General features: G+C 45.4%; 22 protein-coding genes. 9 read left to right on the forward strand and 13 right to left on the reverse strand.

Going from position 1 to position 26,744, the window contains the following annotated elements:
• Positions 1-215: 215 nt before the first annotated feature.
• Both V7O62_RS11440 and V7O62_RS11445 read left to right on the forward strand, forming a co-directional pair.
• Positions 216-1,874, forward strand: a complete 1,659-nt coding sequence (locus V7O62_RS11440; RefSeq protein ID WP_406656458.1) for a sulfatase-like hydrolase/transferase — start codon at positions 216-218, stop codon at positions 1,872-1,874.
• Between the two features lie 172 nt (positions 1,875-2,046).
• Entirely contained in the window at positions 2,047-2,787 is a 741-nt protein-coding gene (locus V7O62_RS11445) for a DUF1269 domain-containing protein (protein WP_406656459.1), read from the forward strand.
• Positions 2,788-3,076: 289 nt separating this feature from the next.
• On the opposite strand, the gene V7O62_RS11450 is transcribed toward V7O62_RS11445, so the two are convergent.
• From V7O62_RS11450 to V7O62_RS11505, 12 genes are all read right to left on the reverse strand, one after another.
• Positions 3,077-4,171: a mechanosensitive ion channel family protein gene (locus tag V7O62_RS11450; protein ID WP_406656460.1), complete on the reverse strand. Its 1,095-nt coding sequence runs from the start codon at positions 4,169-4,171 to the stop codon at positions 3,077-3,079.
• A gap of 47 nt (positions 4,172-4,218) precedes the next feature.
• The gene (locus V7O62_RS11455) at positions 4,219-5,277 is read right to left on the reverse strand and encodes an AI-2E family transporter (RefSeq protein WP_406656461.1); all 1,059 of its coding nucleotides are present in this window, start codon (positions 5,275-5,277) and stop codon (positions 4,219-4,221) included.
• A 46-nt stretch (positions 5,278-5,323) separates the two neighbouring features.
• Positions 5,324-6,613, reverse strand: coding sequence for a cation:proton antiporter (locus V7O62_RS11460; RefSeq protein ID WP_406656462.1), 1,290 nt, complete (start codon positions 6,611-6,613; stop codon positions 5,324-5,326).
• Positions 6,614-6,715: 102 nt separating this feature from the next.
• Positions 6,716-7,231, reverse strand: a complete 516-nt coding sequence (locus V7O62_RS11465) for an HdeD family acid-resistance protein (protein WP_406656463.1) — start codon at positions 7,229-7,231, stop codon at positions 6,716-6,718.
• Between the two features lie 299 nt (positions 7,232-7,530).
• Positions 7,531-9,069, reverse strand: coding sequence for an arylsulfatase (locus V7O62_RS11470; protein ID WP_406656464.1), 1,539 nt, complete (start codon positions 9,067-9,069; stop codon positions 7,531-7,533).
• Between the two features lie 35 nt (positions 9,070-9,104).
• A complete protein-coding gene (locus tag V7O62_RS11475) occupies positions 9,105-10,481 on the reverse strand; it encodes an anaerobic sulfatase maturase (RefSeq protein WP_406656465.1) in 1,377 nt (458 codons plus the stop codon).
• 149 nt (positions 10,482-10,630) lie between these two features.
• The gene (locus V7O62_RS11480) at positions 10,631-11,635 is read right to left on the reverse strand and encodes an AI-2E family transporter (protein ID WP_406656466.1); all 1,005 of its coding nucleotides are present in this window, start codon (positions 11,633-11,635) and stop codon (positions 10,631-10,633) included.
• A 128-nt stretch (positions 11,636-11,763) separates the two neighbouring features.
• Positions 11,764-14,130 carry an arylsulfatase gene (locus V7O62_RS11485; protein WP_406656467.1) on the reverse strand — a complete coding sequence of 789 codons (2,367 nt, stop codon included), beginning with the start codon at positions 14,128-14,130 and terminating at the stop codon, positions 11,764-11,766.
• A 202-nt stretch (positions 14,131-14,332) separates the two neighbouring features.
• Positions 14,333-14,827 carry a DUF1269 domain-containing protein gene (locus V7O62_RS11490; protein WP_406656468.1) on the reverse strand — a complete coding sequence of 165 codons (495 nt, stop codon included), beginning with the start codon at positions 14,825-14,827 and terminating at the stop codon, positions 14,333-14,335.
• 69 nt (positions 14,828-14,896) lie between these two features.
• Entirely contained in the window at positions 14,897-15,391 is a 495-nt protein-coding gene (locus tag V7O62_RS11495) for a DUF1269 domain-containing protein (RefSeq protein WP_406656469.1), read from the reverse strand.
• A gap of 63 nt (positions 15,392-15,454) precedes the next feature.
• The gene (locus V7O62_RS11500; protein WP_406656470.1) at positions 15,455-16,240 is read right to left on the reverse strand and encodes a hypothetical protein; all 786 of its coding nucleotides are present in this window, start codon (positions 16,238-16,240) and stop codon (positions 15,455-15,457) included.
• Positions 16,241-16,270: 30 nt separating this feature from the next.
• Positions 16,271-16,846 (reverse strand): LURP-one-related/scramblase family protein, encoded by a 576-nt coding sequence (locus tag V7O62_RS11505; protein WP_406656471.1) that lies wholly within the window; start codon positions 16,844-16,846, stop codon positions 16,271-16,273.
• Positions 16,847-17,098: 252 nt separating this feature from the next.
• Between V7O62_RS11505 and V7O62_RS11510 the strand changes: the two genes are divergently transcribed.
• The gene (locus tag V7O62_RS11510) at positions 17,099-18,943 is read left to right on the forward strand and encodes an HD domain-containing protein (RefSeq protein WP_406656472.1); all 1,845 of its coding nucleotides are present in this window, start codon (positions 17,099-17,101) and stop codon (positions 18,941-18,943) included.
• The gene (locus V7O62_RS11515) at positions 18,944-19,696 is read left to right on the forward strand and encodes a tRNA (adenine-N1)-methyltransferase (RefSeq protein WP_406656473.1); all 753 of its coding nucleotides are present in this window, start codon (positions 18,944-18,946) and stop codon (positions 19,694-19,696) included.
• Between the two features lie 94 nt (positions 19,697-19,790).
• On the opposite strand, the gene radB is transcribed toward V7O62_RS11515, so the two are convergent.
• Positions 19,791-20,459 carry a DNA repair and recombination protein RadB gene (gene radB / locus V7O62_RS11520; protein WP_406658293.1) on the reverse strand — a complete coding sequence of 223 codons (669 nt, stop codon included), beginning with the start codon at positions 20,457-20,459 and terminating at the stop codon, positions 19,791-19,793.
• A 369-nt stretch (positions 20,460-20,828) separates the two neighbouring features.
• Here radB and V7O62_RS11525 point away from each other — a divergent pair, with 369 nt between their 5' ends.
• The 5 genes from V7O62_RS11525 (at position 20,829) to thiL (ending at position 26,654) form a co-directional block, all read left to right on the forward strand.
• On the forward strand, positions 20,829-21,080 hold the full coding sequence (locus tag V7O62_RS11525; protein WP_406656474.1) for a glutaredoxin family protein: 252 nt from the start codon (positions 20,829-20,831) through the stop codon (positions 21,078-21,080).
• A gap of 138 nt (positions 21,081-21,218) precedes the next feature.
• Positions 21,219-23,510 (forward strand): anaerobic ribonucleoside-triphosphate reductase, encoded by a 2,292-nt coding sequence (gene nrdD / locus V7O62_RS11530; protein WP_406658294.1) that lies wholly within the window; start codon positions 21,219-21,221, stop codon positions 23,508-23,510.
• 4 nt (positions 23,511-23,514) lie between these two features.
• Positions 23,515-24,300, forward strand: a complete 786-nt coding sequence (locus V7O62_RS11535; protein WP_406656475.1) for an anaerobic ribonucleoside-triphosphate reductase activating protein — start codon at positions 23,515-23,517, stop codon at positions 24,298-24,300.
• A 313-nt stretch (positions 24,301-24,613) separates the two neighbouring features.
• A complete protein-coding gene (locus V7O62_RS11540) occupies positions 24,614-25,450 on the forward strand; it encodes a DUF4349 domain-containing protein (protein WP_406656476.1) in 837 nt (278 codons plus the stop codon).
• A 214-nt stretch (positions 25,451-25,664) separates the two neighbouring features.
• Positions 25,665-26,654 carry a thiamine-phosphate kinase gene (thiL, locus tag V7O62_RS11545; protein ID WP_406656477.1) on the forward strand — a complete coding sequence of 330 codons (990 nt, stop codon included), beginning with the start codon at positions 25,665-25,667 and terminating at the stop codon, positions 26,652-26,654.
• The last annotated feature ends 90 nt before the right edge of the window (positions 26,655-26,744 follow it).

The following is a 26,744-nucleotide window of genomic DNA, read 5'->3' on the forward strand; positions in this document are numbered from 1 at the left end:
CGCCTTAATACAAGCCTTCTAGAATTATAGTTAATAGATGCTTTATTAAGGGCTAGCATCTTGAAGTCAGGTAAAAGGAGAATCGTTGGGGACTGGGGGAAGAATTTTCGGAGTGTAGCGTCTGCAATTTCATTTCTTGGATAACAATCGGTTCGAAAGAATACAACATCATACATTCTGTTACCAATAATTGAAGTAGTAAAAGGGGGAAGCGAATGGGAAATGACAAAATAATCCATGACGCAGAGTATTATTTGCTCTATGAGCAGAATAAAGATTCATGGGATAAAGAAGATAAGGAAATTGAGAGCAGGCTTGAAGAATGCCAAAAGAAAAAAGGTGCAAGGCCTAACATTATCCATATTATGTGGGATGATATGGCATTTGGCGATATCGGCATACCCGAAATGGCAGCCATACGGGGATTCGAAGCTCCGAACATCGAGCGTATGGCAAAGGAGGGAATTCTTTTCACCAGGATGTGTACCGAACCTGCGTGCACGCCAAGCAGGGTTGCAGCTATCACAGGAAGACATCCGATACGTAACGGTATGGGAAAAGTTGACTGGCCTCTAAGTTTTGGAGGATTAAGCGGCGAAGAGGTCACCACTGCCGAGGTACTCTCCCAGGCGGGTTATTCCACGGCATTCTATTCTAAATGGCATATGGGAGACATAGAAGAAAGCTACCCTCATAACCAGGGGTTTGATGAAACTTTGTTTGCACCGTATAATCAGGTGTCTGCGATCTGGAACTCAATAGCTGACGGCGTAAATGCCTGTATAGGTTTTGATCCTGAGATGAGGCAGAAGGATCCTTATCTTAAAGATACTACCGCTCTTCTTCCTGAAGGGTGGATTCAGTGCATCGAAGGCAAAAAAGGAGAGCAAGGGCGCGAATGGGGTGATCTTAGCAATGAAACGTATGAAAAGATCGATCTTGAAGGTGAAAAGCGTTTGATCGACTTCGTCAGACGTAATGCAAAAGAAAAGAAACCATTCTTTGTTACTTATTGGCCGCTCATGCTCAATCTTATGACAAAGCCTGTGAAGAAAGAAACACTTCAGGGAGGCATGGTGGCAGAGGGGCTGAAACGCCTGGACGGATTCATCGGCCAGTTAATGGATGAGCTCAAAAGTCTTGGTATTGCGGACAACACTCTCATTGTTGCCATGGCAGACAACGGACCTATGATACACAACCCTCCTCCTGGTATGGGTCTTGCAGACACTGTATTCCGCGGAGGTAAAGGAGACTTCACAGAAGGCGGGATACGTGTACCGGCATTTGCCTGGTGGCCGGGAATGATAGAGCCGGGGCAGATCGTCAACGACATGATCCATGAAACCGACCTGTTTGCAACTTTCGCACGGCTGGGGGGTGCTGAAGAATATATGCCCACAGACAGGGTTATCGATGGACTTGACCAGACATCGCTGCTCCTTAACGGTGATACTCATGGAAGACGTGATTATCTCTTTGTCTATTCAGGGGACACACTGGGAGCAACTACAAAGGGTCGTTTCAAACGTCACTGGGTGGGAGCAGGAGAAGGAGCTGGAACGGGCACAGCAGCCGCTTTTTATGATTTAATCCTTGATCCGCGGGAGATGAGCCCTCTCCTTGTTCCGATGATACACTTCAGTGCTCAGTTCGAGCGCATGAGAATGCGTCATGAAAAGTGGATGGAAATGTATCCCAACAGGCCAAAAGCACGAGGTATACCGTTTACTGGTATTTCTAACGCCAGGCCTGAAACAAAAGCAATTGCGGAACGGCTTGAAGAGCTGAGAAAGGAGCTTCCATTTGATCCGTTTGAATATATTGACATCGAGAGATACTTCGAGCTTGCGAAACTGGGGTCTGTGGATTGAGGGGTTAACAGGTGAATATTGTTGCCACCGCGGTCCCAACAAAGGAGGAAAAGGGGTAGAAGGACATCAGCTATCTTGCGCCGGAGGAGGTAAAATACCGGCAAATGATGACATAGCAGCCGGATGTAACTGTTAAACAGGGCTGCGATCTAACAAAATAAGGAGTGAAACTATGAGTAATGAAAAGACAAATGAAGGACTGGGTATGGAAGGTGTAGGTTTAATTGTAGCTGGCTACGTAGATGAGATGGGTGCAGATCATGCTTTAGATAGTTTGAAGGATGCCAAAAAGCACGGTAACTTTGACTTCGATGACGCCGCCGTGGTGCGTCGTGATGCAAAAGGCAAAGTACACATCAAAGAGACAGGGGATATGAGTACCGGTAAAGGTGCCGGCATAGGCCTCTTGATCGGTGGCGTTGTCGGCTTGCTGGGCGGCCCGGCGGGTGTGGCGGTTGGTGCCGGTGCAGGTGCCGTAGTAGGTGGCCTCGCAGCTCATCATGATGCCGGTTTTGACGACAAGTCGCTGGAGGAGATCGGTGACGTCTTACCTCCCGGCACATCGTCTATTGCTGTCACTACCAGCAAGGATTTTGTTGAAAAGGTGCGGGAACATGCTCCTGAGAGTGAAAGGCTTACGGCTGCCAAAGAACTTGCAGTTGAGATTCATGACAATTTAGCTTCCCGCAAGGATGTACTGATGGCTATGGAGCTGAATGAAGATGGAATGGCGGCTGGCAAGATAGTCTCTTCCCCGGAAGAGGTCGATGTGTTTGGCATCGCTGCTTCTGAAGAAGGGGTAGTTGCCGGTGCAGGTGTAGCCACACCGGAAGGCGCTGCAAAGGCTGGTGCCGCTGATGCTCCTGCTGAAGAGAAGAAAGAGGAAGATGAAAAGGAAGAGGATGATAAATAAGCCGGGCTAATGATCGGATATTCAGGATCAGGACTGGATGTTCCGGCAGGACATCCAGCCCTCAAAAAAACAGAGAATAGCAATTTTTCATTGAGAGTATTTTTGAGGATACGGACTTCACAGTATTTTTAGCCGGAGGCGACAATAAATTTCAAGCCTGTGGCTTCTTGCAGGTAATTTCATCTTTTTTTACGATGCCATGAAGATGTGCAGACAGATCAGGCAGCAGTAAGAAGCAAATAATACAGCTAAAGGAACTGAGAAAATAGTTGGAGTTGAATAAGCATACTTACTTACTCTGCGGCATTATCCGGTTACCTTCAGGATCTGCGAAATATACCACTATATCAGAAGAAGGCATGGCGATGTTCTTACTGATCAGGGTTTTGTAGATGGCCGTGTTCAGCTTGTCTTCGGAAAGACGGGTTTCCACATAGTCCTCTATCCAGCACCTGGCCCTGAACTTCACCCCTGATTCGGTGAATTCAAGCAGAAGTGCCTGTACAGGCTTATCCTGCATGATCCAATCCTCATTTTTCATAGCATCCACGATAAGTTTCCTTACATATTCTATATCAGGTCCGTAGGATACGATGACATGTGTCTCCACACGGAACTCTTTCTCCGGGATAGAGTAGTTGGTGATCATGTCTGCTCCAATAATGGAGTTGGGGATCACCACAAGCCTGTTGTCCCTTGTGAGAATACGTGTTGACCGCCAGCCGAGCTCGAGAACATCACCCCAGGTGTCAAGCTCCTCGATTCGTATACGGTCCCCTATTTTGAAAGGACGGTCGATAAGTAGCACTATTCCGGTGATGATATTACTAATCGTTTCCTGGGCTGCAAAGCCTATAATAATACCTCCAATACCCAGTGCCGCAAGCATTGCCGTCAAAGCTGATCCTGTTATTTCGAAGTGATCAAGGAGTATCAATAAAGCAAGGATTGATACGACAAGCATGAGAAGATTTCGCACTGAATAGATTACTCTCTTATCGATTTCACCTCTTTCGTGCAGGGGTATTTTTGAAAGGTACCAGTTTGAGACTATCGATATTATGCGAAAAATGAAATAGACACCTAAAGCCCAGTAAAACAGAAAGAAAACGTCATCCGTAAAACTTGCATAAGTTCCAAAGTAACTTCTGAATAAGCGAATTATCGCCTGCAGTCCCAGAAGAATGATAGCTATCGTCAGGAAACTCTCAAACAGGTTCAGTATCCTGTCGTCAAGCTCAGTTTTGGTTTTCCTCACCCTGGGCCAGGCAAGAATTTTCAGTCCCAGTCGGATAACCACTATAGAAACTATCATGAGTATAAGGATCACGACAAGTCTTATGGCGACATTGCCTGTTTCCAATGCAGTCTCAGTTGTTATCAAACAGGAGTTCCTCCATTACTCCGGTTTTTATACTCATTTTGTTTTTTCTAGGCATCTGCTTTTTCTGTTTCTTCTATCTCTTCCTGGTTTTTACCTGAGCCTAGCAACATTGCTAACCCTTTTGTTTCCTCGAAGCTTTCCAGTATTACCTTAACAGCCATCGTAAGGGGAGTTGATATTAGTGCTCCGGCAGGTCCCAGCACGTAGGCCCAGTAAACAAGGGATATGAATACAACAGATGGGTACAGTTCCAGCCCCTTGCCTGCAAGCGAAGGAAAAATCACATTTTCCGCAAGAATATTGACTACCAGGATAACCGCGATAACAACCAGGGCTCCCACGGGACCATACTGCAAAAGTGCAAGGAAAACAGGTGGGATGGATGCCAGGAAAAGACCGATAAAAGGTATGTAGCTAAATATGAATATTACTATGGCCCAGAAGATTGCAAACTCTATTCCTCCCAGAAGAAGAACAATTCCGACACCTGCGCCTGTGATGAGATTTGTTTCGGTTCTTATCACGACGTAATCCATAAGACCTTTACTGAAATTACCTATATTCCTCAGTAGTACATAGTTTTCCTGTGCATCTTTTATTGTCTTTGCCGAGATACCAAGAGTGTCCAGTAGCAGGAATGCTGTTGTGATTATTATGATTGCTACTGCTGTTGTAGCGTTTATGGCTCCGGTGACAATTTCCAGAGAAACAGCTATCAGAGATCCTGTGATATTACGGATTAAGGAGCTAATGGAAAAGTCTTCCGGAGATGGGACTTGCTGTGAAATTCCGTCAATGTAATTATTCAACTGGGTCTGATATATGGGAATTTGTTGATTTAACTGGACGATACTGATGACTGTAAGTACACCGATAAATATGATTGCCAGAATGAAAAAGAATACCACTAATCCGACACTTACTGTATTTGGCACTCCTTTTCTCTGAAGCCATCGAACAAGCGGAGCAAAAACCAACGCTCCAAAGAATGAAAAGATTAAAGGTATTATCATTGAAGAGATTGCCTGCATTCCAAGCGTCACCAAGATAATGCCTATGAATGCCAGGAATATGGTAGCCGGGCCTGAAAATGTATTATTTCTCATTATTTTCACTTCCTATCTTTTCTATGATAATATTGGATATGCCATTCTAATCGATGCTCTTGCCTGATTCTGTTCCCTGTCGCGTCGGTAACTCCTCTACTTCTTTTTTCTCCGGTGCATCCGAAGGCATAGCATTTACAATCTCTGAGTAATGCTTGCTTGCAGGACCCGCAGTTATCCCATGGGCGAAAATACTTATCAGTACTGTAGTTATTACGGCAAGCTCTATTGTTTCGCTCAAAACAAGACCCTCCACATCTCCTATGGCAATAAGCAAAAGGACGATGGATGCAAGGCCCCTGGGACCGAACCAACCGACAAAAAGTTGTGTCCTTATATTGAGATGAGTACCAATAAGCGAGATAGCAACCGGAAGCATACGGATTATCGTGAGGCTGAGCACAGCATATGTGAGTACTGTCAGATTTATCAGGGGAAGTAATTCTCCCGATACGATTCCAATGATGAACAGGACAGCAAGGCTCAATGTATTCGCTTCGACTTTTGCAAGAATTACTTCTTCTTCCGTGATTTCCCTTCCAATCGCACCAGTTGCAAGACCTGCAACAAATGCAGCTATGAATCCGCTACCTCCCATCTCGTCTGCCATAAGCCAGGAGATCAAAGCCAATGCTACGAATCCTGTCCTGTAGTAGAATTCTGACATCCATCCTTTCACGGCTGCCTTGCCAAATAACCACCCGCCTGCAAGGCCAATAGCTCCTCCTATCAGTATTCCGAGTCCTATCTGTCCAAGAGCGATATTGAAAAGAATGCCTATTGGTTCGTTTAGTTCTTCTCCTGTTCCAAGCACAAGGAGAAAAATAAACAATGGCATCACAGCTCCGTCATTTAGCCCACTTTCGACGTTAAGCCCCTGTCTTACAAGAACAGGTACTTTTCGTTCTTCTACTACCTTTTGACCAAGTGCAGCATCCGTAGGCGCCAGAATTGCTCCAAGAAGTGCCGCTTCAATTAGACTCAGGTCAGTGAAGATAATCAATGCCACAGCTGTTCCAAGACCGATTGTGAGAGGCAGTCCGATAAGAAGTAATCTACCGGAAAGCCAGTCGCTCTGCAACAGTGTTCTTAATCCTATTCGGGATGCATCAGAAAAAAATGTAAGTACTAATGCTATCTCGGCTATCACAAGAACGAGGCTGCTGTTTGGGGAGATTTTGATCAGGTTGAGACCTGCCGGACTTAGCAGGATCCCTGCAGCCACGAATATCATCTGGGCAGTAATAACTGTCCCCGCGATCTTCCTGGAAACCAGACCGAACAAAAACATCAGTGTTCCAAAAATTATGACAAAGGCCGTGATCTCCCCGGTCATAAAGTTTCATCTCCCCATCGATTTTTTTTTCACGAATTTTTTGTCTAAGCTGTCAGGCCATTGCCGGTACAGCAGCCAAATCCATTGTTTCTTCAAATCTATCTACTTATAAGCCCAGTATATACTGCTGATTCCACCAGCTATCATAAGGATGGCTGTTGCCCATACAAGTACTACTCCTCCTACCCAGGCGTTGAAGATGAACAGAAGGCCTATGATTATGCTTACAATACCGAGAATACCTGTACCCCAGCCGTCGCCTGCGAAGGCAGCGATAACAGCTATAATACCCATGCTCAGTCCCAGAATACCCAGGATAAGTGCCAGAGTGGCCGGCACTATCACGGCAGCCTGGAGTGGATGCTGCAGGACGATAATACCCGCAATTATGCCAATAATACCTCCCAATAGCTTCCAGCCCCAATTTGTCCTGTCAATAAAAACACCGAAAATCATGGCTATCCCCTGGATCAGCCACCAAAGACCGACAATCAACATGATAACGGAAAGTGTTGCTCCAGGCCAGCTAAGCAATAGAATTCCAAATATGATGGAGGCTATTCCTCCAAGTAGCAGCGCCTGGCTGTTGATATTGTCTATATAGTCTGTATCTACCATTTATTTTCCCCCTTTCTTTACGATTTACTTCTTTTTTCATTGATCTTTTTTCTAAGAGTAATCCGATAATTGTAATTTATGCCAATCCGTAAACCTCCCCGTTAACGGAAAGTGCATTTTTTCCTTATAATCTGATTTTATGACCGTTGTTAATCAGGCAATATGTGTCTATGTCCTGGAAGGTGATGGACCAGAACATCTCTACAGGTACGTTGGTTTAGAGTACCAGTACGTGTATCGTAAATCCCATTTCCTGTCTATTTCCCCGTCTGATCGTACCCTTTACTTTTTGTCTGTCTTCAGGTGCTGTTGATCCCCTCCTGGAGTTTTTCCATTACCCTGTCTATAGTGAAACTGGCTGCCTTTTGACGTGGCGGGAATTTCGTGAAAGTTGCCAGGAAATCAGCAACCACACTTTGGGCCGGTACTACCAGGAAGGCATGGTCAAGGAACCAGTCGTAGTAGGTGTTGGATGTTATATCGGCACGCTCGAAAGGATCGGTACGCAGGTTGAAAAGTTTCGGAATGCGCAAAGATACAAAAGGCTCGGCCCATATCTGCATTGTACCTACACTACGTTGCTCCATGAAGACGAATTTCCAGTTATCATACCTCAGTGCCACCAGATCTCCATCATCGGAGAAATAAAAGAAATCGATGCGTGGAGATTCTTTATCCTCGCCTGTCAGGTAGGGTAACAGGTTATAGCCGTCGAGATGCACCTTGAAGTTTTTCTCCCCTGCCTTGTATCCTTTCTTGAGCTTCTCTCCTATGTCAGGCTCCCCTGCCGCGGCCAGGAGTGTAGGCAGCCAGTCCATATGGCTGATTATCTCGTTGGAAACAACACCTTCAGGTATCCTGCCTGGCCAGCGTACAACTTCCGGAACACGGAAGGCACCCTCCCAGTTTGAATTTTTCTCGCAGCGGAAAGGAGTCATAGCTCCGTCAGGCCATGTATTCATATGAGGTCCGTTGTCAGTGCTATACACGACAATGGTGTCTTCGGCAATGCCAAGCTCATCAAGTAAGTCAAGCATCACACCTACCTGCCTGTCATGCTCAATCATTGCGTCATGGTAATCTGACTGCCAGCGTCCTGCCTGACCACGTATTTCTTCCGGGATGTGTACACGCAGGTGCATCCACGTGGTATTGAGCCAGACAAAGAATGGCTTGTCTGCTTCTTTCTGGCGTTTGATGAAGTCAACGGTAGCATCTATAAATTCGAGATCCACCTTCTCCATACGTTTTCTGCTCAGAGGTCCGGTATCCTCGATCCTTTGTTTACCGATACGTCCCCAACGCGGGTCTTCAGTAGGATCATCCTCATCGGTAGCCCAGGAGTGTATTACTCCCCTTGGACCGTATCTTTCCCTGAAAAAGGGAAAATTTTCCTCCGGTGGATAGTCGGGAAGTTCTGGTTCTTCCTCGGCATTCAGATGGTATAGATTTCCAAAGAATTCATCAAAACCATGTACAGTAGGTAAGTATTCGTTTCGATCGCCGAAATGGTTCTTGCCGAATTGTCCTGTGGAGTAGCCCTGTTCTTTTAGCAATTCGGCAATAGTAGGGTCTTCATGCTGGAGCCCCGTCTTTGCTCCTGGCAGACCTACTTTACTTAAGCCTGTCCTGAACGGGCTCTGACCAGTTATAAACGATGCACGTCCGGCTGTGCAGCTTTGTTCTCCGTAGGAGTCTGTGAATCTTATACCTTCATCGGCTATGCGATCTATATTTGGTGTCCTGTATCCCATCAATCCGTCACTGTAGCAACTGAGGTTGCTTATGCCTATGTCGTCTCCCCATATGACCAGAATATTCGGTTTCTTTTCCCCCATCGTGAATCCCCTGAATTATTGATTGTAGCAATTATCTACTGTAGGTATGTTTCTGGCTCAGTCTCTTGAAATGGTGTTTGTTTTCCCTGTGTTTTTTCATTTGGCCTGCTGTTTTTACGCCCGTGGCAGCGTTTGAACTTAAGCCCGCTTCCGCAGGGACATGGCTCGTTACGCCCGACTTTCGGTAGTTCCCTCTCCTGAGTTACTTTCTTCTGCTTCAGGATGTGCATTACCTCCGAAGCCGGATAACCCCGAAGCATCAATGCAACCATGATCTGCATGGGGTGATTGATGTGATGGAAAAATGTTCTCCAGCCATCACAGAGGTAGTTGAGTTTTCGCTCATCATCAGACGTTTTGAGGAAACGGTTCTTGGGGCATCCTCCGTGGCAGGCAAAGTATACTTCACATTTGCGGCATTTTCCGGGCAGAGAATTCCTTTTATCCATACCGAAGCTGTGTTGTCTCTTAGAAGATGCCATGCTGGAAAGTTCTTTTTCCATGATATTGCCAAGTAAGTAGTCAGGCTCTACGAAATGGTCGCATGAGTAGATGTCACCGTTGTGTTCCAGGGCAAGCCCTGTTCCGCAGTTCTTATCGAAAACACACATGCCTGATGAAGGTAATTTCATCCAGCTACGAGCTGCTGCCTCAAATGTCTGGACAAACAGTTTACTGACATCGTTGTGAACCCACTCGTCAAATATGCTTGTAAGGAACTTACCCAGTTGTTTCGGTCTTACGGAGCGTTCGGTAACTCTGTCTCCTTTCTGGCAGAGTGTACTCCCGTCACTGTTGATGCGTTCTACTATCGGAATGAACTGGATCCAACTGGCTTTAGCTTCGTCTCGCAGGAAGCGATAGACTTCGAGTGGATGATCGGCATTGGTACGATTGATAGTTGTCAGGATGTTGTATTCAACCCCATGTTTCTGTAAAAGATGCAGACCGTGCATGACCCGGTCAAAGGTTCCCTCTCCTCCTCTGTTTGTCCTATATGCATCGTGCAGTTCACGGGGACCGTCAATGCTGATGCCGATAAGAAAGTCATTTTCTTTAAAAAAACGACACCATTCGTCATTCAGCAATGTGCCGTTTGTCTGCATGGTATTCTCAAATACCATCCCGGGTTTCCGGTATTTTTCCTGAAGCCTGATGGCTCGCCGGTAAAAATCTATGCCCATCAGTGTGGGCTCTCCCCCCTGCCAGGCTACGGTGACCTGTGGGGCCTGATGAGCTTCGACAAGCTGACGGATATAGGTTTCCAGCACTTCATCCGACATGCGGAAATCGCTGCCCGGATAAAATTCTTCTTTACTCAGGAAAAAGCAGTATTTACAGGACAGGTTGCAGACTGCTCCGGTTGGTTTGGCCATCACATGGATGCGGGGAGGCAGATGTTTTTGTGCCATTAATAACTCCTCCTTGCGCCAGAATTCTCTTGCCCGGATCTGAGCTTCGTTCCCTGAATCATGCTTTTGGCCACTACCGGGATTTCATAAGGTTTGCCTGTATTTTCTGCCATTAGATTTTCTCCATTTCTCCTGTGAATCCGGTTTTTCTAATCCTCCATGAAAACTCCTTCCTGGTGTAAGCGGCGTATCGTTTGTACTGCCACTGCGGTCAGTGGCACAGCCAGTATCATGGCCAGGATTCCCCCAACAATTCCGGCTGCGATCGTAACAAGGAAAACGGCAAGTGGATGCATTTTGAGAGTTGTTCCCAGAATCCACGAATTTATGGCATTCTGTAGTGCTCCATTGGATATGGTCACTGCTATCGCAATGATCAGCGCCGTCTGTGCTCCTCCGGAACCAAAGGCAATTATCACGGCAAAAGCCCCGCCTATGAAGGCTCCTATGTAGGGAATAAATGAAGTAAAAAAATACAGGATAAGAATTGAACTCACTAAGGGCACATTGAGGGCTACCAGAGGAACAAATACCACAAGAGCAGTAATTGCTGCAGTAATAGCAGTTCCCTTGAAATAAAGACGTATGGAACGGCTGATATCAGAAACGATTGCTTCACTGGTTTCGGGTTTCAACTTGAGCTGTCGGGCCAGCCATGCATCTATTTCAGGCCCGTCCCGCAGAATGAAAAAAAGGATAAACAGACTGAAGTAAGCTCCTATCAGCAATGCTGCAAGACTTGAAAACGTGTTGCTGATAAGTCCCATGATTCCCTGGCTCAGGGTTGGCAGAGCATTTTGAACTGTGGAGCTGATTGATTCCATAATTTCCTCTTCTACCTCGAACTGCTGTAACCAGGTCTCCAGACTTGTCCATCCTATCTGGAGCTGGTGTACGATTTCGGCTCCCTGATCAATAAAGCCCCTTACAAGAATTATGATCAGGATGGCAGCACCCAGAAATATAAAAAACATTGTCAGAATCGTACCCAAATTACGTTGAATGTGCCAGTGCTCAAGGATATCTACTAACGGTCGGAAAACAATTCCTACTACCATTGCAACAAGGAGTGGGACAACTATCCCACTCACTGTCGCAATGATGCTCAGTATAGCGCCGGCGGCAAGCAAGATGCCAAGGAAGAGCCAGCTCACAACTCCTGCCCGGCGCAGCCAGTATGGTGCGCTCCTGACAAAGTCACTTCGTAGTTGTTTATCCGTAATATTTCTCCTCCTCGGGATAGGCTGTCAGCCTTTTGTCCGGTTTAGTTACCTTCTTGTCTTTATTGCCTTGCCAGGGCTGCGCGTATCCCAGCTTCATGATCTTCTATCCGTTCTCCACTGATGTCCACAATAACACGGTAAATAGTACCTGTGAAAACAAAAGGAGCCTTGTAGATCTCCGTAACGGATGATCCCGGGTCCTGTCCCACGACAAGTCCTCCTCCCAGGCCGATCATATTGGGTATTGTAACAGGAATTTCCATTTGAGCGACCTGTTTGTCATTGATGTAGAGTTTTCCGACTCCAGGTGTTCCCTTGCCGTTAGCAATATCCGGTTTACCGGTAGGTTCGAACTGGTAGCTCAACACAACACGTCCCTCAGGTACTTTTTCCTCGGAAACAATATGGAACTCCTGCACACCTACATAATTGTACACATAATGCAGTTTGCTGTCCTTAACAAACAGAGTATACCCGCCAATACTGCCACCGTGACGTAACAATACACCCTCAGCACCTTCTTCAGGTATATCTGCTATCGCAGCTATGGTGTGTGGACGGTTAATCGCCCGAACGGCTGCGTTCTCTGGTACTGCCTGTGTGCCGGGATAGTAAATGTAGCGACTGCGTTCTTTGGATATTTGCGGTCTTTGGACAGCGAAACGTGCTACAGTTGATCCATCAATGGGCAGCACATTGTACTTGCCTGCTTCTACATACCACAGGGTTATGAGTTCCTGCAGGATTTCAGGATACTGATCGGCTACGTTGTTGCACTCTGCAAAATCATCTGTCAACCGGTACAGCTCCCATCCTTTCAGGTCCCGTTCCCTGAGCATTTCTTCCGAAAGTTGTTCTCCGAATTTATAACCGGTCTCATCTTCAGCTTCTTTAAAACTCGGACCCGGATAGGGACAAACTGCTCTCCAGCTATTATGGTAGATGGAGCGGTGAGCAAACATCTCGAAATACTGTGTTTTACGCTTGCTTTCTATCTTTCCGTCATTAAAGGTCTGGGCAAAGCTGATTCCCTCTATGGGAGATTGGGTAACTCCTTTTATTTTCTCCGGTGGTTCTATGCCAAGAGCTTCAAGCACAGTAGGAACCATATCAATAGAATGTGCATACTGGGTACGCATTTCTCCCCTGGCTTCGATTCCTTTTGGCCAGTGGACAATGAAAGGATCACTTGTTCCTCCCCGGTATGTCTCACGTTTCCAGCGCCTGAATGGAGTATCACCTGCCCATGTCCATCCCCATGCATAGTGATTAAAGTATTTGGGACCACCAAGCTCATCCAGGGCGGCCAGGTTGTCCTCCAATGATTCCGGGACGTTATTAAAGAACCGATTCTCGTTGACTGATCCCGTGGGTCCCCCTTCGGCACTGGCACCATTGTCTGATATAACCATTATAAGGGTGTTATCCAGTTCTTCAATATCTTCCAGGAAGTCAAGCAACCTGCCGATCTGATGGTCCGTATGCTCCAGGTAACCTGCAAAAACCTCCATCATACGTGCATAGAGTTTCTTTTCTTCGGGAGAACACTTGTCCCATTCAGGCACATCGGGATCATGGTAGGAGAGCTCAGCCTCTTTCGGGACTATTCCCAATTCTTTTTGCCGGGCAAAGACTTTCTCGCGGTAAGCATCCCATCCGTCATCGAACATGCCATTGTATTTATCTGCCCATCCTTTGGGAGCATGATGAGGAGCATGCATGGCACCTGTGGCAAAATAAAGGAAGAACGGCTTGTCAGGGGCCACCTGCTTGGTATCAGCAATGAAATGAATAGCCTTTTCAGCGAGATCTTCTGTTAAGTGATATCCTTCTTCAGGTGTTTTTTCCGGTTCTACCTGATGATTATCGTATACGAGGTCCGGGTAGTACTGGTGAGTATCGCCTCCCAGGAAACCATAGTAGCGCTCAAAACCACGTCCGATCGGCCAGCGATCGTAGGGTCCGGCTGCGCTTGTCTGCTCTGACGGGGTCAGATGCCATTTTCCCACACAATAGGTGCTGTAGCCATTCAATTGTAGTATTTCTGACAGGAACCCGTTCTCAAAAGGAATATAGCAGTCGTATCCCGGATATCCTGTTGATATTTCCATGATACCGGCTACATGGTTGCTATGATGATTGCGTCCTGTAAGGATGCAGGAACGTGTTGGCGAACAAAGGGCTGTCGTATGCATATTGTTGTATAGAAGGCCGTTTGCTGCCAGTTTGTTGAGATTTGGCGTATTGACAGGGCTGCCATAACATCCCAGTTGTCCATAACCTGTATCGTCCAGTACGATGAATAACACATTTGGTGTATTTTCCTTAGCTCGTAATGGTTCCGGCCAGGCCGGTTCGGATTCTTCTACAGTTAGTCCGATAATACCTGGGAAGTTGGTCCCTGGCTTATATTCTTTCATTGACATTTGTTAAACTCCCCATCTTATCACTGAATTTTCCGGAATGCTTCAGTCCGGAGAAAGCAAAAGCAGAAAAGGAAAGAATTTTAGGTTGCTATCCGGTTAACGATGCTAATGAAATCCGTTTTTACCTCAACCCCCTTCCTTCGATACAAAACAGACTACTCAAAAGCAATCCTGTGTCTTGTCTTTCTATTAGTATCTCTGCTTAATCCTCGGCAAAAGCTTCACGGAGCTTTTCTTCTTGTTCCTCTGACAGGTTTGAAGCTATTAGCTCGAAATCCATATCTTTCATGGCTTCAACAACCTTATCCATCACAACATCGCTGGTCATGAGGAACAGAGCTGAAGTACCTTCTGTCACTTTGCTTCTTACCGATTTGATGAATTCGTCACTGATTCCCACATCTGCCATGGAACCTGCCAGTGCACCGAAAGCTGCTCCTACTACCATTCCAAAAATCGGAACAAAAAACAGCAGTCCAAAGAGCAATCCCCAGAAAGCACCACCCAGAGCACCAGTACCTGTCATGCTGCTCAATTGTCTTGTCTTTGGTTTCTTTTTGCCTTCCGGCCATGTAACTATTGCTGCATCCTGCAGGGTGACAAGCTGTTGCTTGCTCAGGTCCTCGACTACTTCAAGAGCCTGCTCTGCTCCGTCGGCGGTATGAAATTTCAAGACTGTTAGAGTTGTTGTTGGCATATTTGATTCTCCTTCAAAGTTTCAAAATCACATTTGTTGACCTATTCCATCTCCCAATTCTTATTTTGTTTAATCATCTGCAAAGGCTTCACGGAGCTTTTCTTCCTGTTCCTTGGAAAGGTTTGAAGCTATCAGTTCGAAATCCATATCTTTCATGGCTTCAACAACTTTATCCTGCACAGCACCACTGGTCATAAGGAAAAGAGCTGAGGTGCCTTTGGTAACTTTGTTTCTCACCGATTTGATGAAATCGTCACTAATACCTACGTCTGCCATGGAACCTGCCAATGCACCCATTGCTGCTCCCAGGGCCAGTCCGAAGAACGGAATCAGGAATATTAGTCCAAAGAGCAGACCCCAAAAAGCACCGGTTAATGCACCTGCACCTGTAAGACTGGACAATTGTCTTGTCTTTGGTTTCTTTTTGTCTTCCGGCCAGCTGACTATTGCCGCGTCATGTAGAGTAATCAGTTGTCGCTGGTTCAGGTCTTCTATTACTTCAAGAGCTTCTTCCGCTCCGTCCGGACTGTCAAATTTCAGAACAGTCAAAGATGTCGTTGGCATATTCTATTCTCCCTCTAAAAATTAAAATTACATCTGTTGTTTTATTATCCGCTTTTCACTTTGTCAGGCTTCAGCTGCTGTTGCATTTTCAGCTGCATCCATGGCTGCAGCATCCATGAGCCCGGCTTTGACCAGGGTATCAATTGCTTCCATGCTGGCAGCTTCTTCTATAACACCGGCTACCACAAGGGTTCTCACTGCCTCGGCAACAGCTGCTGTTTTGACCATTCGTTCCTCAACCACAGCTTCAGCAGCTTCTTCAATGGCAGCTTCTTTCAGCTCCTCGGCTTTGTCGATAGTTGAAAGAACATCAAGTAGTGCGGCACCCTTTACAGCTTCTGATATCTCAATGGCTGCTTCGGCTTCGGCAATAGCTTCAGCTTCTTTGCCTATCATCATCATTGCCTCAGGTGTAAGGAAGCCCTGGGCAATAACCCGTCCTCCTGCTCCACGTATGGCCTCTTTCAGGCCGGCAGCCCAGACGTGCTCAATGAGCAGAAGACCTGCGGATGTACCGGGTTCTATCTGGTCAACAACCTCGAGAATATCTTGCATGGCAAGACCGTAGCTGTTTTCTTCAGACATCTCTTCTCCTGCAGCTTCTGTGAAACCTTCTTCAATCCCAAGCATCTTGGCTATCAAGTTGCCTACTTCCACTTCCTCTTCAGGTGTCAGATCCGTGTCTTCAATGGAAAGGATGTTTCCTTCCTTATCTTTCATTACAAAAAGCATATCCAGGAGTCTTATTACTCCTCTACTTCGTACTTCATTCAGTTCCTGTCGTATATCGCCTGTGAACTTTTCGTTAGTTTCAAAGCCGATAGCAAGTAATTGTATAGGACCTAGCATAATTATCCCCCTTTAATTGTCATATTCATTTTACCGTCCTTCGTGTGCCATTATGTCAATTACCACAGTAATGGCAAGGATCAGCAAAGCATCCTGATTGTCTCGCACGTCCACTCCATACATGTCGCGAACCCTGAACCATTTTTTAGAGACAGCTCCAACCACCTGATCTCCCCTGAAGATCTTATATTCATGATTCAGGATATTGCCCTTGGCCGTCAGGTCTTCATCACCCGAAACAGATATCTTCCAGCGGTCACGTAAAGGTGTGATCAGGGCATTGTGAACTTTAGCCACGGCATGGCCGTCATGTTCTATCTCCATGGTATCGCGAACGCGGGCAACTTTTTCCTGGACCTTATAGATATCATTACCATCCATGTCCTGAAACTTCAGCGTGGTCCGCAAACGAAGTATTTTACTCTCCACTCTGAAAACACGGTCTCCGCGCTCGTTCTCTATAAAATAACGGTCACCGATAGTAAAAAAACGCTGGTTCATTTTGAAGCGTGTACCTATACGCTCCTCTCCGCCGGTAGCTGCAGTTGCTCCTCCTCTTCGAGATGCTCTCGCTCCTCCGGCTGCTTCTCTCCTTCTTCTTAACATTGAACCTCTCCAACAAATTGCATCGGAAAATGGTTTTTGGCCCCCCGTAGCCATAAGCTCCCCTAATGCAAAATCCAGCTACTTTTATCAGTTTGCTGTATTTCAATAGTTCTCCTGAAAGAATTATAAGTCTTAGGAAACTAAAAGAAGAAGCAAAGTTATATCAAAAATAACGATAAGCTGCTCCGCATCGGGACAAAATACTCCGATACTTTTCTTAACTTTATATATTCCGGGATAGTATTATCTAATATGCAAAGACCCATGCTTATTCATGACCCGGTACACAAGACTGTTATTCTTGACGAGTTCGAGCAGATGCTTGTTAATACCAGACATGTGCAGAGGCTGAGGAATATCCAGCAACTGGGACTTGTGGACAATGTCTATCCGGGTGCGAATCACACGCGTTTCGAGCACAGTATCGGGACAATGCATATGGCATCTGTTATCGGTCACTCACTTGAACTTGAAGAAGAGGATATACGCAAAATAAGGATTGCAGGTCTTTTGCATGATGTGGGACACCCTGCTTTCTCACATGTGGTTGAAGGAGTTCTTAAAAGGGATATTTCATTACGGCCGGTCTTCGATGGTTTACATTTTATCAGGCATGAAGCTTTTACAAAACATATAATATCCGAACTTCTTCCTGAAGACAGGGACATTGCAAAGTATGTGGAAAAGGAATTTGATGCTGATCCGCACACATTTTTCAGGGAAATATCAAAGATCTCCACGGGTGACGTTTCGTTCCTGGAAAAACCTTATCTTGCTCAGATTATCTCAGACGACGTGGATGCGGATCGTATAGATTTCCTGTTAAGGGATTCCTATCATACGGGAGTTTCTTTTGGTATGATAGATGTGGACCAGATAGTGCGCAGTCTAATGATAAGGAACGGGAATGTCGTTCTGGGGAGCTCTGAGGGATCGGGTTATGATGAGGATATGGCCCTGACGGCGGCCGAATCAATGTTGATATCCAGGGCTCATCACTATACTGCAATTATACACAATCCGAAAACACAGGCTTCACGTATGATGCTGTTGCATGCACTTGAGGATGCTCTCAATGAGTTTGGTAAAAAATACGGTGTTAAAAGTGCAAGGGAAGAGGTAGTACTCTTTTTTACGCAGTACAACGATAACGATCTTCTGGATTTTATCAGGTCGCATGCATCGGAGAGTTCTTCCCGATTGCTTACGGACATCCGCGACGGAAATATATTTGTTCCCGTTGCGAGGCTCAGCCAGAAAACAATTTCTCCTTCTATCAGGATGACATTGTCTACGATTGCACGTAACGGTGTAGCTACAAAGAAGCTTGAGGATCTGGTGGCAGAGGAACTTGGTGATACTCTGATAGATCTGAGCGTTGCTTCCGGCGTCCCGAAGAGTATGCGCATAGCCATCGGGGAGGAGGATGCTTTCTTTTACGATGAATCGGCACTTGCCAACGGTCTTGTGCGAGCAATCTCAAGACAGCTCTCCCTGACAGCCTTTGCTCATCCTGATACGGCGGAGAAAATGGACTCGGATTCAGTTTCAATTAAACTCAGGGAGACTGTGGACGAGTTGTCTCCTAAACTCCTGCATTTCATACGTACTGATCAATACCTTCCGGTTGAGGGTGTAATATTACTCTTTTTTGGAGTTCACAGTCTTTTTGAAAAGGAAAAAGACGGCTTTACTTCTATTCCCCGGCTGAGGCACATAACCTGGTTATACCGAACCGTCAGGCATCTGCAGGAATCTGTGAGGCTCAAAAACTTCTTCGATTACTCTTTCCATGAAAGATACGGTTTCCCCTACAGTGATCGGCTCTTTGAGGATATACAGATACTTGTGGCTATGGGGATTGTTGATGAAGACCTGCGTTACTATGAAAAGGGTGGAAGGTTCCGGCAGAGTTATGAATATGTGCTGACATGGGATGGAGTCGAGTATGCAAGGGCGCTTGCAGATGCCTACAGGCAGGAGTTCGAAGAGATAATGGATTATCTTGTGATGAATAAGCATTCGGTTCCAAGGGATATTGTCACTATTCCGCTTAGCAGGTATGCATCACGAAAACGCCAGAAAGGTGTAAATTAAATGCAATCAGGTGAATTGGTTATGCTTAAGACCTCCTACAGGGGTAAGGTCAGGGAGTTTATTGTAAAAGTATCCGATGATGAGTTCCATACGGATTTCGGGATAATCGATCTTTCGGTTCTGCTGGAAAAGTCACCTGGTGACAGTGTGACATCACATATGGGTCAGGAATTTACGTTGCAGCGTCCGAGAATGCCTGATTTTTTCAATCATGCGAAAAGAACCGGTGCTCCTATGATGCCCAAGGACATTGGCACTGTAATTGCATATACCGGACTCAATAAGGATGATGCTGTACTTGATGCCGGAACCGGCTCAGGGATACTTGCAATGTATCTGGGGTCTATAGCAAAACATGTCCTCAGTTATGAGGTGCGTGAGGATTTCGTGGATGTTGCCAAGCAGAATGTCCTGAATGCAGGGCTTGATAATGTGGAAATAAGATGCGGCAATATCGTCGATGAGATATCTTCCATTGAAGATAGTTTTGATGTAGTTACTCTGGATACCCAGGATTCAAAGGATGTCATCCCCCATGTCAGGAAAGTATTGAATCCTGGTGGTTTCCTGGTTACATATTCTCCATTTTTTGAGCAAACAAAGGATATCAGGAAGGCAATTGATGTCGCAGGTTTCTACGATGTCAGGACTATGGAATTTTCCGAGCGTGAGATATCCTTTTCAGAAAGAGGTACCAGGCCGGCAACTTCAAGGGTCGGTCATACAGGCTTCATTACTATAGCAAGGGTCTGAAGATAGTCTCTCCAGAATGTTTTGTATTCCTGGTAAAAGTTAGAAATTACATGTTAAAATTGCAATTAACCGGAATTTCTACAGAAAAAGGATGTTATCTTATACCTTCATTGGTGATTTCGAAGTTGCAGGTGCTGCCTTCACGTATTGAGCGGTGTTTCCAGAGCTTGGCACGTCTGGTGCCTTCTCCTGTTTTTTCCAGCTGGAAGATTGTCTTGGAGATGTGTTCTATTCCGCTCCCTCCAATGGGTTTCAGTGTACCTGTAACCACATCGCTGTAGACCTGGTTGGTAATGACAACAGCGAGCTTGTGTTTGCGTGCGATACTATGTAGGAATCCTATCTGGTTTGCAAGTTCCCGCCTTGACCTTATGCTTGATTCTTCCTGGTCAAGTTCAAACCTGTAGAAGGCGGTTGCGGAATCGACTACTATCAGGCCTATCCTGTCTGACGCAAGCTTCTCTATTTCTTTCACTGCAGCATACTGTTCTTCAAAGCTGGTCGGCTCGAAGATGATAATTTCCCGGGCTATTTCTTTTGCATCTTCTCCGGCTATCTGCTTGAATCTCTGGGGTGAGATGGCTTCTGTATCGATATATATGACTTTTTTTCCTTTTTTGACACACTCAATGGCCAGCTGCATGCACAGGTTCGTTTTACCGCTTCCAGCTTCTCCGAATATCTGTGTCACGATACCGGTTTCAAAACCTCCTTCAAGGAGTTTGTCTATGGACTGGCTGCCGGATGATAGCTGTTTGGTTATCTTTTACACCTCTTGTTCTGAACTACGTGCTATAATAGAATTTATAATATACATCTTTTGTCAAACACCAATTGTATTCAAGTCAGTTATCAAAACAGATTCATGTTAATTATCAGTGTTGATCTATATACTTTTGTATAATTATCACATTTATCCTTTGTTATATCAGTTTCCGTTTTTTTGTTACCAAATGGAGTTTGAAAAAGCATTATTAAGCTAAAGCTCATTTGTATAATTTACCTCACGGTGAAGAAGATTAAGTTAAAAACAATGCCACTCGTATATGCTTTTGCGGTTGGCATTGTTGTTTCTCTCCAGGAGGTCAGTTATATAAATATTGCTTTATAAATAAGAAGGGACGCGAGAAACATGGCTGAAGTTATTATATATACTACAAAAACATGCCCGAAATGTGAACAGCTGAAAACGGTACTTGAATCAAAGGGTATTCCTTTCGAAACAGCCGACATGTCAACTCCAGAAGCCCTCACTGAATTGAAATTCAATGGTGTGTTCACCATGACCGCACCGGTCCTTCAGATAAACGACGAGTTTTTAACTCATAAAGACCTTTTCAAGGGTCCTGATGTTAACCTGGATGCACTGGGCAGCCTTGTGTGATCTTATTGTGGTGAGGTGGGAAAGATGGACATTTGTGCTACTAAAAATAAGATGGATGAGGGGAAAGGGGATTTTAAGCAGGCTGATCAGAAGCAGGATAGGTTCCAGACAGAAGAAAATAACGGGGTATCGAGTAATATGACACCGCTTACAAAACCAAATGCTATTCAAAAGACACTTGATGGTCACACGATCTCCATAATGCCCAAGGTGCGTACCACAGTGGGGCATATGGTTGAATGGGACCGCAATATCATTATCAACCAGTTAATAAAAGAGACTAAACTTGCTGAGAGGTTCCATGGAAAACCTGGTATGGAAAAGGAAGAGGCTCAGGATATTGCAAAGGAAGTTGAGCGCCGTATCAGAAGTCTTGATCTGAAGTTCCTTTCAGGTCCTCTTATCAGGGAAATAGTAAATATAGTACTTCTTGAGAGGGGACATGTTGAGTGGAGGAATATCTCTACAAGGGTAGGTACTCCTGTATACGATGCATGCGAGATTGACCTTGGAAGTGGTTTTGAGGCCAAGGACAATGCGAACCTGCAGGAAAACGCTGAGACCTCTCACAAGAAAAAAGCAGATAAAATATCCAAGGAGCAGTATTTGCTTTTGCTGCCTCCGGAAACTGCAGATTTGCATCTTAACGGTGATCTTCACATACATGACCTGGAATATCTCGGTACCCGTGCATTCTGTCAGGACTGGGATCTCAGGTATTTCTTTTATTATGGACTCATGCCGGACGGCTCAGGTGCAAAGGCAAGTGTAGCCGGTCCTGCCATGAAGGCTGAAGTAGCCATACTGCATGCTGTGAAGGCACTCGGAAGTGCCCAGACTAATTTCGCAGGTGGACAGGGCTTTTACAACTTCCTTACTTTCATGGCTCCTTACTTCGAAAGCAAGAGCTACAATGACATAAAGCAGCTCATGCAGATGTTCGTATATGAGATGACCCAGATGATGGTAGCCCGCGGTGGACAGGTTGTATTCTCCTCCGTTCAACTGTCCCCCGGTGTACCAAAGCTTTGGAGAGATAAACCTGCAGTTTTCAAGGGCAGGGTCCATGACGGTGACAACGGTACACAGAAGCGTACCTATGGTGAGTTCGAGCGCGAAGTGCGCCTGGCTTTCAAGGCTCTTATGGATGTAATGATAGAAGGCGACAACTGGGGCAAGCCATTTAACTTCCCCAAGCCGGAAATCTCAATCGAGCCTGATTTCATGGAAGAGGATGAGTTCTTCAACAGGGCACATCCTGACCTGCCAAGTTACGAAGAACTATACGACATGACTTTTGAGTTGGCTGCAAAGTTCGGTACACCTTATTTCGATAATCAGTTACCTGAATACAGAGGTGCAGGCGAAGGTATATCCTGCTATCAGTGCTGTGCATACCAGTTCTCAGCCAATGCTGATGCTGATGACAGTTTTGAGGATAAGCTCCTGTTCAAGGACGGAAAACACTTTTCCATGGGTTCCTGGCAGGTCGTGTCCCTTAATTGTCCGAGAGCTGCATACAGAGCTAACGGGGATGACAGTGCCCTGTTTACAGATCTGAAGGTTCTCATGGATCAGTGTATAAAACTGTTCAAGACAAAGCGCAGCTGGATGGAGAGCATTATAGAGAGCAACAGGATGCCCTTTGCGACCCAGAGGCCAAAAGACCCGGTCACCGGCAAGAAAGGTGCAATAGCTGTTGATATTGATGCGCTGGTCTGCACTATCGGTGTAATCGGCATAAACGAAATGGTTCAGTATCACACAGGTTCCCAGATACATGAGTCAAAGGATGCTTTCAAGTTCGCTATCAGGGTGATGACCGAGATGGAGATGTACGCACATGAGCTCAGCCAGAAACACGGTCTGGAAATAGCACTTGCACGTACTCCGGCAGAGACAACAGGTCAGAGGTTTGCAGTATCCGACCTGCTGCATGATGAGTACAAGGAGTCCGTACTTGAGGTTGTCAAGGGTGACAAGGAAGCAGCCCTTGCAAAACTCGGAAAGGCTCATGACCTTCCGGTCTATTACACCAATGGTACGCATGTACCACCAGGTGCCAATGTATCCCTGATCGACAGGATCAATATCGAACACGTATTCTTCCCAATAGTTGACGGCGGTAACATCTGCCATATCTGGATGGGTGAAGGTGCGCCTGATGCGAAGGGACTCAAGGAATTTGCAATGAACATTGCAAGGAACACCCAGATTGGCTATTTCGCTTTCACCAAGGATATGACTGTCTGTCTCAATGACTTCCACATAATGTCCGGCCTGAAATGCTCCTGTGAGAACTGCGGTTCAAACGATGTTGAGCAGCTTTCAAGGGTAACCGGATATGTGCAGGCTGTGAACGGCTGGAACAATGCCAAGAAACAGGAGCTTGAAGACAGGATGCGTTACAGTTCAAGTGATATGATCTGATCGCATGAAGCTCAATTACGGTAGTTCTGTTCCGATCTCTACCATAGACTGGCACGGGCATGTGTCAGTCGTCTTTTTTTTAAGAGGATGTCCATTCAGGTGTCCTTATTGCCAGAATTATGAGTTGCTGGTTGAAAGCAATATGACTGACGTCTCAGTCCTCGAAGCAGCTGTAAAAAAATCCAGACCTTTTGTCAGCAGTATGGTACTTTCAGGTGGGGAGCCTCTCATACAAAAGAAGGCGTCAATGCATCTTGCACGCTTTGCAAAGTCTAATGGCCTGCTTGTCGGGGTACACACCTGTGGTTTTTATCCGAAGGTAGTAGCTGAGATGATAGATGAAAGTCTTGTTGACAAATTTTTCGTAGATGTCAAGGCCCCTCTGGATAATTTCGGGATGTACACCAAAGCTATCGGCTTTTGTGAACCACAGGAAGCTTGTGATTGTATCAGGGTCAACCCTGAAGAAGTTGTGAAGAAGGTATCTGAGTCCATTCTCACAGTTATACAAAGCGATGTGGATTTGGAATTGAGAACTACTGCCATCAGGGATTTTATCGGCAATGCGGATGATATCTCTAAGATTGCTGCTTCAATTTTAAAGCTCACCGGAAGAAAGGACATACCTTATGTTATTCAGCAAGGCATCCCTGAGCATGCGATGCTTGAGAGTATGAGAGATACCCTACCCTACAACAGGGATGAAATGCTTGAACTTGCTTCTGTAGCCCATGAATTTCTGGATAATGTATGGATAAGGACGAAGGAAAAAGGTAATGAGAAAGTTTAGTGGAAACTTAATCAAAAGATACAGTCAACGTATGGATTCAGAAACACGAAGAATTAAAATAGTGGTCATATTCAACGATATTCGAAATTGAATACGTTGAAAATCATGGGTAATGAAGAACACAGATCAGTTTTCCAACAGGCTATTGGAGCAAGAAGAAAAACCTTGAATCTTCTCTTTTTGAATTCTTCCGAATGTCATTTGCACAACATTCAGGTTCCTGCTGCTATAACTTCAAACCAATTTGAAGCTTTAACTACCGTTTTATATATCCGGGTTCTATCTCATATTATATTTAAGAGAACGTGATCCCATGAAAAAAGTATATTTTCTATCTGCACTTTTCCTGACAATCCTTGTTTTAATTGCAAGTGGCTGTATGGGAGTCGATGAATATCAGAGTTCACAGTCGTCTGATTCAGTATCAAAGGTCATTGATACTGAAAATTCGGCAGATGAGGCTGATTCTGGTGGCACCGGTTCAAATTCCGCAGATCGCAAGACAATAACTACTGTGGAAATGTCTATTGAAGTGGACGATGCTGTGGCTACAGTCGGAGTAATCTCAAAGGCCGCCGTGGACGCTGGAGGCTATGTTTCCGGTTCATCGATCTATGATCTCAGCTATGATTCAAATAGCAGAAAAGAGGGGCATATTACAGTCAGGGTGCCGGAGTCGGATTATCCCGAGTTCCTCACGATGGTGGAAGGACTTGGAGAACTTGATTCCAAAAGTGTAAGTGGCCAGGATGTGACTGAAGAGTATGTTGATATTAGTGCCCGCCTGGAAAATCTCAAAAAGCAGGAAGTGCGTCTTGGTGAAATCCTTAACATGAGCACGACAGTTGATGAAGTACTGAAAGTGGAAAAGGAACTTGAACGTGTTCGTGGAGAGATTGACAGTCTGACAGGCCGTCTTGAGTACCTGGACAACAAGGTAGAGTTCACAACTATCAGTATACGTGTCACAGAACCTCGCCCTATCAGCCAGTCGTGGGGAATCAGGGATGCGGTTTCTGAGTCTGTACAAGGTTTCATTTCAACGGTGAATGCGCTTATCGTACTGGCAGGATATCTCCTTCCGATAGTTATCGTCCTTGCAATCTTTGGAGGAATTGTAATCGGGATAAGGCGAAGGATAAAAGGGTGATATTATTAGGAGCCGGTATACATTTTAAAGTATACTGGTCTCTTTTTGCATTGTTTTTTTGTTGTGTCTGAGAATGTCTACATATATTGCTATTGTTGAAGGGTATCATTAAAGATAAATAAGGCGTTGTTAATACAATCATTCATTGTAAAATATATAAGTGAAAAAGCTTTGAAATGTACAATGTCTCCCTCAAATATTGAAAAACCTGATCATGAAAATAACACAAGTTTCGGAAATGGGTGAAAGGCCCCTTGTCGGTCTTCTCTCAGGAATGTTCAACAACGGTTCTAATGCCAACCTTGTCATCGGTCCGGGCAATGATGACTGTGCAGTGCTTGATGTATCAAAAGATGAATATCTGGTGGTAACTACGGATATGCTGCACAGGAAAACCGATTTTCCCTTACAGATGACTCCCTGGCAGATAGGCTGGATGTCTGCGGCAGTTAATTTGAGCGATGTGGCGTCCATGGGTGCACGTCCCACTGGGATGTTGATGGCTATTGGTATGTCTCCCGATACACCTGTTTCATTTGTAGAAGAAATTGCCCGGGGAATGTCAGATTGTGCAAAAGCATGTGGTACCACTGTCGTCGGTGGTGACATCGATACTCATGACGAGCTGACGATTACCGGCACAGCCCTTGGAATGACTAAAAAATCAAGGTTGTTGAAAAGAAAGGGTGCCAAAGTCGGTGATAAGGTCTGTGTGACAGGTTTTGCGGGTTCCGCAGGTGCAGCACTTCATGCGATTGAAAAGGGTCTGGATATCCCGGAGTCTTTTTTGAATACATTGCTTGAGCCATATCCGAGGATCACAGAGGGGCAGGAACTTGCACTCTCAGGCGCAGTTACCTGCATGATGGACACAAGTGATGGCCTTGCAATGTCTTTGCACGACCTTGCTGATATTAATGGTGTCGGGTTCAGGATATATGAGTCCATGCTGCCTGTGCATGAGGACCTCGGGAATTATGTAACCTCCGATCCGGATGAGCAGACGGACTTTGCACTTTACACAGGCGGAGACTTTGAACTGCTTTTCACGGTTTCCCCGGATAAACTGGAAGAAGCACGTGCTGCATGTAACTTAAGTATTATAGGTGAAGTAGTTGAACAAACAGTTGGTATTCGCATTGAGCGAAAGGAAGGCACAGACCTGTCGATAAATCGAAAAGGTTATCTACAATTGGGAAGTTAAACTCATACAAGGATAGATTACTCTATTAATAAAAAAGGAAGGTTTAAAAAATGAAAAAAAACCTAAAACTAATCCTATTTGGATTAACAT

Origin of the sequence: Methanolobus sp. ZRKC2, from assembly GCF_045291185.1 — an archaeon.
In the GTDB taxonomy this organism is placed as follows: Archaea; Halobacteriota; Methanosarcinia; order Methanosarcinales; family Methanosarcinaceae; genus Methanolobus.